Annotated in this window: 9 protein-coding genes; all 9 read right to left on the minus strand. The window is 39.6% G+C overall.

The window, feature by feature from the left end; translation table 11 throughout:
* On the minus strand, positions 1 to 951 hold a 951-nt coding region (locus HP456_RS15780; RefSeq protein ID WP_246289119.1), incomplete at its 3' end, for a DUF2812 domain-containing protein.
* Positions 938 to 1,258: a PadR family transcriptional regulator gene (locus tag HP456_RS15785; protein ID WP_172252802.1), complete on the minus strand. Its 321-nt coding sequence runs from the start codon at positions 1,256 to 1,258 to the stop codon at positions 938 to 940. The genes HP456_RS15780 and HP456_RS15785, both read right to left, overlap by 14 nt.
* Positions 1,259 to 1,566: 308 nt before the next feature.
* A complete protein-coding gene (locus tag HP456_RS15790; RefSeq protein ID WP_246289120.1) occupies positions 1,567 to 3,210 on the minus strand; it encodes an alkaline phosphatase in 1,644 nt (547 codons plus the stop codon).
* A gap of 501 nt (positions 3,211 to 3,711) precedes the next feature.
* Complete coding sequence (locus tag HP456_RS15795; RefSeq protein WP_172252804.1) at positions 3,712 to 4,614, minus strand: M23 family metallopeptidase; 903 nt, start codon at positions 4,612 to 4,614, stop codon at positions 3,712 to 3,714.
* A gap of 183 nt (positions 4,615 to 4,797) precedes the next feature.
* Positions 4,798 to 5,667 (minus strand): VanY-A/VanY-F/VanY-M family D-Ala-D-Ala carboxypeptidase, encoded by an 870-nt coding sequence (gene vanY / locus HP456_RS15800; protein ID WP_172252806.1) that lies wholly within the window; start codon positions 5,665 to 5,667, stop codon positions 4,798 to 4,800.
* Between the two features lie 105 nt (positions 5,668 to 5,772).
* Positions 5,773 to 6,882, minus strand: coding sequence for a sensor histidine kinase (locus tag HP456_RS15805; protein ID WP_172252808.1), 1,110 nt, complete (start codon positions 6,880 to 6,882; stop codon positions 5,773 to 5,775).
* Positions 6,866 to 7,561, minus strand: coding sequence for a response regulator transcription factor (locus tag HP456_RS15810; RefSeq protein WP_172252810.1), 696 nt, complete (start codon positions 7,559 to 7,561; stop codon positions 6,866 to 6,868). The genes HP456_RS15805 and HP456_RS15810 overlap by 17 nt, the downstream gene beginning before the upstream one ends.
* 161 nt (positions 7,562 to 7,722) lie before the next feature.
* Positions 7,723 to 7,995, minus strand: coding sequence for a hypothetical protein (locus HP456_RS15815; protein WP_172252812.1), 273 nt, complete (start codon positions 7,993 to 7,995; stop codon positions 7,723 to 7,725).
* 956 nt (positions 7,996 to 8,951) lie between these two features.
* A partial coding sequence (locus HP456_RS15820) for a copper homeostasis protein CutC (RefSeq protein WP_281358061.1) occupies positions 8,952 to 9,286 on the minus strand: 335 nt, incomplete at its 5' end.

Consider the following 9,286-nt stretch of genomic DNA (forward strand, 5'->3'; position numbering starts at 1 on the left):
TTGATAAACCTGTGTGTGGATAGCCGGTGTATATTCACCGCTTTCGTCCTCCCACATTCTTCCGGGGACCACGCCCTGTTCATCGGTTTCATATTGTACGGGTGCCAGTGGACTCCAATCATACGAATACCGGTTGCCCCAATCCACATTGTCACTCACATATGAAGGTTCCCCTCGAATCAATGCAGGATTCTCTTCTACATCAGCCAACCTGACAATCGGTAAGTCAAGATTTGCTTCGGGCAATGTTTTCGTATCCATCTTTACAAGCTGAACGAATGGAATGATTGCGCTCAATCCAACTGCTGCCGTAAAAAGAAAAGCGATTGCAGCATGTACTCTGTAATGCTTCTTCCAGGAAGCATGATGATCAATCGATTTGCCTTCGATTAGATTTCTTCGCAAAGCCCGGATAGAAATGGATGCCTGCAGGGAATTATAGGCTGAATACCCGATAAAGATGGCTAAAATTGATTGTTGAAGTGTCCCGCCCTCGACCATTACTAAGGTTGGAGTCCCATCAAGAAACCAAATAGAAGATAACATACCGATAATCAGAATCATTCCAACAACTACTATAGAGGCATTCAAAGCTAATTTCTTATCCAGTTCCTTTAATGTATAAGACTGTTCGGCGGGGTCTGTATGAAGCTCCGGTGCATTGAGCTCTTCAGGTGACGAGAATACATGGAAAAATTGATAACTTGTCACATAATCCCAACCGCATTCCGCATACATCTGTATTTGTTCCGGCGTAACCTTCTTCTTTATTGATACATCTACTCTGTACCTCATTTTCTTCGATTCACCTTTAACAAACTTGGCAAAATGGATCCCCATCTTTTTCAGATGCAATCCCTGATCCGCCATGTCTGCAAACCAACTTTCATGCTCGCCAATTTTCCAATAATCACTTGGACGAAGTTTGTATACTGTTCTACTCAAACTCATCATCTTCCTCCAATATCCTGCTGTCGTTGATCAGGGCTTTCAACCTGCCATACTCTATCCGCAGAGCCTGTTCCCCTTCTGGTGTTATTTGATAGGTCTTCCTTCTCCCATCATCTTCTGCCAGTGAGATAAGACCGTCTTTTTGCATGCGTGAGAGTACGCCGTAAAGTGTCCCCGGCCCCATTCTTAATCTGTCATTTGATACTTCTGTAATGGCATGCATAAGCTGATATCCATGGTTAGGACGCATTAACGCTAATAGTACATAATACATTGCTTCGGTCATCGGTCCGCCGTTATATGCCATTGCCTTCTTCCCTTCTTCGCTCTATAATTATTATGTTACGCGATATATCGTATGACATAATAATAAAACATAAACTGCCCAGAGTAAATATAAACAGGCGTTATTTTCTAATTCCCAACGAGAAAAGACCACCTATAAAGTGATCTTCCAGTACAACTTTTGCATGTGAAAAATCATAGGGTCACGGTTGTTAGCAGATTTTTGTTTTTTTGAAATTCTTTTACAGTATCTTGGTAATCCAAACTTGATTGGGATTGCCATAAAGCCAATAAAAAGAGGCTCAAACATTTGAGCCCCCTCTTCTCCTGTTATTTTCCAGAGAACTTTACAGCATCCTGTGAAACAAAAAAATCTTTGCCGTTATACACGGACACGCCGCTAAGAATTTTTGTAGATGTTTTTTTATTGTTTGTGACAGTTGCAAGATTTTTATTAGCCGGAATCTTAATAGTCTTCTTCCCTTTTTCAGCAATGAACACTGGATTGTTCACATCGGTAGTATCTATCTTGGTTTTATAGCCTTTCCGTTCAAACTCATTCTGTGCATTCACGAAGAGCATGTCCGTCATTTGTTCAAGTTCAAATCCAAGGAAGCCCGCCATTGATTTGGCGATCTCTGTATTATCAATCAACCCTTCCGGCCGCTCCGGACCATATGAGTATAAGAATACATCTTCCCCAGTATGGCCGCCAGTGGTAAAGCCGATGTTCGCACGCCCTGCAAGCATGCTGGCCATATCTTTGGACAATGTACTGGAGTTTTTCAGACTGGCAGCCTGTTCATCCGAAAGATTGTCCAAGCCGTATAGCTCAGCCACTTGCTTTATGTTGGAGCGGTCAGGCTTCAGCTGATTCAATGCGCCTTCCAGTGTCATCTTTGCTTTTTTTAGCGGGTCGATATAGTCCGACACAGGAATATGGGAGTAATTGCCGCTCGTATTTGCATTACCCATAGTGATTCCACTGTTCCCGTGGTCACTTACTGCAATGACCATAGTATTCCCGTCTTCCTTGGCGAATTCAAGAGCCTCCTCGACTGCCGCATCAAAAGCGAGGACATCACTGATGATTCCGATTGTATCATTCGCATGTGCTGCCCAGTCAGGCTTGCTTCCTTCGACAAAAAGGAAGAATCCATCTTCATCTTTTGACAGCGTATCGATCGCTTTTTTTGTCATGTCACGAATAGAAGGTTCATTGTTTTCAGTTGCCTGTCTGTCGAAATCATAAAGAAGGGCACTCGGTGCAAAAGAACCCCAGATTTTATCGGACTTAGAGTTCAATAATTCGTCCCGGTTTTCGACAAGATCATATTCCTTTTCCTCAATTACCTTTAATAGATTCTCGCCGTCTTTACGATTATCTGACGAAAGCGACTCTTTACCCCCGCCAAGAACCACATCGATTTCCTGGTAGACCTGCTGTTCAGCAATATCGCCATAATTGCTGCGATGAGTAACGTGAGAAGAGAATCCTGCTGGAGTAGCATGCTGGATTTCAGAAGTTGAAATGATTCCTGTCGCCTTCCCATGCTCCTGTGCCCCTTCAAGCACATTGGCAACCGGCCTGTGCGCATCTTCGCCCTCTAACTTATCAACGCCAGGAGAATTGACCACTTCCGGCAGGACTCCGACAAATTTATCGTTGGATTTTTGTCCAGTAGCCAATGCTGTAGCTGCAGGCGCGGAGTCCGTAATGGCTGATTCAGCGGAATAAGTGCGGACGCCGCCGGCCATGATTTCATCCATAGCAAGGTCCTCACCTTTGTACCATCTTGCCAGTGACGTAGCTCCGGCACTCGTCCCGTCCATCACAAGCATGATGACATTTTCCGGTTCCTTCTTCTTTGCTTTTGCATCAATCGGTTCATTGTTTCCGGTAAATCCCAGAGAGCCCAAAGCTACTGCTCCAGCAACCGTCATTCCTGCAATCTTCTTCTTCATTTTACTCATCTTCCTTTCCCCACGTTATCTAGTTAACAAAATAAGAATAATAGGAAGATGTAAAGAGAAATAGGGAAAAAGATTGAATAATTGTAAACTAATTTTAATGGTTGAAACAATATAAAAATTTCACTCCATTAGACCTGGGATTATTCTCTCATTTTTATTATTTTCACTTAGTTTCCCTCGCGAATCATAAGGAATAATCATGCTATTTGTCATATGTATTTATTGTATTTCGAAAATAGCAGTTAAAAAGATTCATTTTTCACAAGAAAGGGTCCCGGCGGATAATCAGCCGGCATCCTTGTTTCACATAACCGACTGTAAACCACTTAAACTCTCCGCTGGTATCTTTTACTGCATGGTCAGCAATCTCTTTCATCAGCACATACCAGGATCAGCTTCTCAAGAGCTTCCTATTTTGTCACGATATGCCCCCCAACAAGTTTTTTCTGAAAATTCCTCGTTTCGTTTTGAGTTATCCCCGTATGACTGCAATCAGCTACATCATCTAGTTATCAAATTGTTCCTAATTAAAAAATCACCTTCAAATTCAATCGGAATACCAACCCCATTTTTTTCGGCATGTATATGCAAATGAGGCTCAGAGGTGTTTCCCGTATTGCCGACACGGCCAATGGAGTCCAACTCCCTGACCCGGTCACCCTCTACTACTTTTACACTGTCTTGTTGCATATGTGCGATATAAACAACTGCGTCATTCTCATCACAGGATATGGCAACATAATTCCCTTCAGGGCGCTTAGAATCCATTTCCGGGGGCTTCATGTCAGACAGATGACTCCTCGCCTCAATCACTTCTCCGTCACACGGACTATATAGACGATCTCCATCAATGGCGTATCGATCGAGGTCTTTCGGGTAAAAACCATTTGCTCTTATGCCAAATTTATTTAACTTCACAATATCCAGAGCAAACTGTTGAGGCTCGTAAGCATTATGGTAGTTAAGCTGAGTGTGGCTTCCGCCTTGTCCAACATAGTATGTTCCATTCTTTAATGGGAAAGTTAGTTCAATTTCTTGTATATCTGTAGAATATCCACTTAAAGCACTCCCGTTATAAAAACCAAAAACAATAGCAAGTAAGGCATTGATTCCCATGTTCATCACTTGTGTTGAAGTCGATTTAATCATAATGGGTAACTGTTTTACTCGTTTCCAGGAAACGAAAATGCTGACCAGCAAAAGCAAAATGAATACGTATCGTATGTAATATCCAACCCAGTCCCACCTGCCCGTCTGAAATACCCAACCCACAATCATAACAGCAGCTGACAACTTGATTATCCATTCAACCTTACTGTTATCCCTTCCTCTCCATACCATCAGGATAAAACTGAGAGGCAGAATCAATTGAATAACGACCATTTGAAACAGAGCTGATAACAATACAATCTCCTCCTTTTCAAAATTAGACTGGCTTACATGTGCTTTTGGTAAATCTTTCCCGCCATGAAGGGAGGTGAGAAATCTCCAGAATCCTAACGGGGGGATAATTGAAGGTCAAACTCGTATTATCCCAGATTACTTTACAGTTCTTTTATAAAAACATACCATATTTTAGGATTATTATTAAAGATTATCCAGCTTCGTCACGATGACTCCATCCATGTTGTTGCCTGATATCTTATAATCACCGTTTTTTGGAACATCAATTGTTCTGATTTCCGTAACAGGGTAATAAGTGATTGTATACATCCTATCTTCATATTCAGCAGAAATACTTTTTTCTTTTTTAAGATAATTTAAATATTCCTCCAAAGCGAAATTCTTCTCTTCCATAATTGCACTGTGCGGCAGACCGACATATCGAATATGCCAGGGTTCATATTGAATCCCGGTCACTTCTGTTTTATCCTTTGGATAACGTAAAATAAATCCGTATTTCCAAGCATTTTTTTCAATCCACTCCCCTTCAGGAGCTTCATACATATCATCTTCCGTTGAACCTACATCAAGTGACAACCCCAAGTTATGTTCACTGTACCCTGCCGGCAATGCATAATCTTCACCCATCTCCAGGAAAAGGGAACTCTGCTCATCGAAGCCCCGAAACCCGCTATTGATGATAAAATGATCCACACCATCTTGTTTAGCGGCATTGATCATCTTCGAGAACTCATGAGCAACTTCCTCTGACAATTTTATATTGTTATCTGCTAATCCATATCCTTTTGTCAGATCTTTATGCCTGAATACGTTCACAATGTCCGATTTAACACCCTCCCGTTTAACAGGATAATGATTGTTAACCAGGATTAAATCTCCTTTAAAGAGTTGCTCTTCTGTAACCTCTATCTTCTGACTTTCAGCTGTTTTCTTATCAATTTCATTTTGGTCATTTTCTATAATATCTACGTCTTTTTGAAAGAAATCTTCCTTATTAACAACAGCAATGCAAATAAGTACTAAAACAAAAATTAAAATTCCCCACTTTTTCATTGGTTTGTCCTCCTTCTTCTTACTTCATAAAGAATAGGACAAATAATTTAAAAAAAGAGTGGGGAAAACTTTAAATTTTTCTTAAGTCTTAACGAAATGGCTGCTCTATTTTGACCTTTCTGCCGGTAAGCGGACTTCGAATAAAGTCTGCGCCAAACTGCTTTCCGCAGTAATCGTTCCTTCATGCCTCTCTACAATATTCTTGGCTATAAATAATCCAAGGCCGGTACCTTCATGTTCCACTCTGGCTTTATCACCTGTATAAAACAGATCAAAGAGATGAGGCAGGTCATCTTCAGGAATGGTATTTCCATAATTCACTATCTGGATAATCGCTGCTTCCCCGGGTTCTGCAAACCCGTTAATATCTATAAAATGACCATCAGCTCCATAACGGCTGGCATTCGTCAAAAGATTTTCAAACACGCGGGCTAACAACTCTCCGTCTCCTGTAATGGGCATATCGGAAGGCATATTCATTCGTACGGTTAAATGATTTTTTTCAAAGATCGGATACAACTCTTCCTTTAATTGGTGAAGAAGGTCGGATAAATCAATATGTCTTTTATTTAACGGCAGCATCCCATAGTTCATTCTTGTGATTTCAAATAATTCATCAATAAGTTTTTCTAAACGCTGCGATTTCGTTTGGGCGATCCTTAAATAATGGTTAACCTGCTCATCAGTCAGTTTCTCTTCTTTAAGAAGTAAATCGATATACCCCAGAACAGACGTCAAGGGTGTACGTAAATCATGAGCCAGGTTTACAATCAACTGGTCCTTACTGCTTTCTGAAAAATCTCCTCTTTCTATTGCGTCTTTCAAGTTTTCGCTTGCCTGATTGATATCCTGTGCGATACGTTCAAATTCATCTTTAGACGTTATTTTCACCGTATGGGAGAAGTCTCCCTGTGCGAGATAGTGGATACCAGCTGAAATTTGGTTAAAGTAAACCGAATAACGGTTTGTAAGTAAATAGAAAAACAAGAAAGAAAGCGGAATGAAAAATAATAAGAAGAAGTTAATATCACCAATACTTCTCATAAGTTGACGATAAATAGTCAGTTTATCGCCATAATCGACAAATGTATGATAATAAAATTGAAGTCCCTTAAAAATGATGAACGTTATCATTCCAGACAGGAACATGCTTAATCCAAATAACAGCACCATCTTCGCCCGGAAGTTTTGTAAGAAATTAATGTTGGAATGCATATCCAACACCCCAAACAGTCTTTATCCACTTATGTTTTTGAGAATCATTTTCTAATTTTTTTCGCAAAGTCCTTATATGCACCATGACTGTATTCCCACTTTCAAAATAAGCTTCACCCCAAACCTTCTGGAAAATATCCTCGACACTGTATACCTTCTTGGGGTGACTGGCCAACAAATACAAAATATCAAATTCTTTAGGGGTTAATTCTATATTATTTCCGTATAATTCTACAGCTCGCTGTGACCGGGATATTTGTAATCCACCATACTCAAGGATCGATTCATTCTCTTTCTTTACATTGTTAAAATTCAAATATCGTCTGAGCTGAGCATTTACACGAGCGACTAACTCAATAGGAGTAAATGGTTTCGTGATATAATCATCAGCACCGATTACCAGACCCTGCACCTTATCAAAATCAGATGATTTAGCACTCACAAATATGATAGGCATATTATGCTGTTCCCGAACCTGGCGGGTAACTTCATGTCCATCTATTCTCGGCATCATAATATCCAGGATGAGCAAATCAACAGATTGGGTTTGAATGACATGAAGAGCTTCCTGTCCATCCAGCACTTTGATAACATGGTAACCCTCTTTTTCTAAATGAATGGCTATTAAATCAGCAATTTCTTTTTCATCTTCAGCAATTAAAATTGTTATACCTTCCATCTCAGATACCACCCCTGCATTCGTTACATTCCAAAGCTTTATTCTTTATTATTGCCATTGCTATTTCAAGAATAAGGACAACATTAAAGCGTGATCCACTTGGGTATCCACGCTTTTTTTGCATTGTCTCATTTTCCATTTCACGACCTGAACAATCTACCTTACCTTTTTGTGATTAAACCAATAATAAGTATGACAATGCCGTTTATAAAAAACAATGCAGAATATAGAACAGAAATAATACCCGTACCAAAACCATATGGGTCAAAGGGACTTATTGAAACTGCAGTGATAAAGAAAATGACAGGAGTTAATAAGATACAGACTGCCCCTGATAAAATTCTTTTCTTTTTATTCTTTCCAGACACCTTAAATACAATAAAGTTCGATATTCCTAAAACGAATACGATTATGCTAAAGAATAACGCTTCCAAAACACCACCGCCTTATAAGTAAATAACTCAGAATAACTGCCGATTTATTCGTTATGATTAAGCAGATTTATAACAAAAGATGATATCAAACCTGACAATGCCACAATGAGCAAGGATAATGCACTGTTAGTAACGCTTATCCCACTCCATCCTCCGACTGCGAAACTGATCACCCAAATGACAGCCGATAAAATCGTAAGAACCAATAAGAATCTGACATTAAAAAAAGATGTTACTTTTGAAGAATCTAAAAAAGTGACTGCCAAAGCAAAGCCAATTATAACTAAACTAACTGTATAAATAGCTTATCTCCCCTTTGCCAAGTGTTTCTCGACCCCTATACTGATTTGCTCTTTAAGAGTAAGACGATTGCCGATTGAATATGGTTGCAATAAATTCATTACTTTCCCCATTATCGTATAAAAAAAGCTGAAGGTCTGTCCGAACTTCAGCTTTTACGAGGTAATCTATTTTCTCCGCATTGTGTTTATTGGTTTAATGTCGCTCGAGACAACTCGGATGTGTTATACATAGCTTAAGTATGACTCTAACAAATTACCTGTGCCACTTGATGAAAAAGTATATGAAAAGAGGCTGAGACAAAAGTATTGTAGTCTAAGTAAAACCCAAACTAAATTGCCTTCTTACAGGCAAATTAGTTCGGGTTTTTATATTGTTCAATATACATTCAGATTTTAACTCTTTCCAGCGGTTGATTGGAGTGCAAGACGAAGACTCCCGCGGAAAGCGAAGTCTTGCACGGAAATCATTAGCGGTATTAAGAACATACACAGAAATTGTTCGTCTTTATGCCGTGGATAATTACTTTTTGTCCCAACCTCTTTGTTCTTTTAAAGGAAATGCATGAATGTCTGCTTCCATGTCTTATTCTTGTCCTGCTTTTCACATTTTTGTTACTAAGCGGCCCCCCTGCATCACATGCTGGACTAATTTTCTTATTGATCTTCTCTCTTCACTTTTAATAGTTGAACAATTTCTTTCGCTTTTTCGAGATGAATTCCTTCGATCGGACTATGATTTTTTCGCACAGCTGTACCAAAATGATAATATCCTGTTTTTACTGTCGAATGAACAGAACGAATATTGCTTGAATTCAACCCACTTCCAACCAAAATTGAAGCATTCTTACATGCTGTTTTCATTTGCTGAATGGTTTGCATGCGGCTAGAAAGTTCACCATTTCCACCAGAAGTCAAAATAGTTGTTATTTCCTTGTATTGGGCTAATGTTTCAGCCGCTTGAACGGGATTGATTGTATAATCAATTGCTC

The organism is Bacillus haikouensis (genome assembly GCF_013179555.1).
In the GTDB taxonomy this organism is placed as follows: domain Bacteria; phylum Bacillota; class Bacilli; order Bacillales; family Bacillaceae_B; genus Rossellomorea; species Rossellomorea haikouensis_A.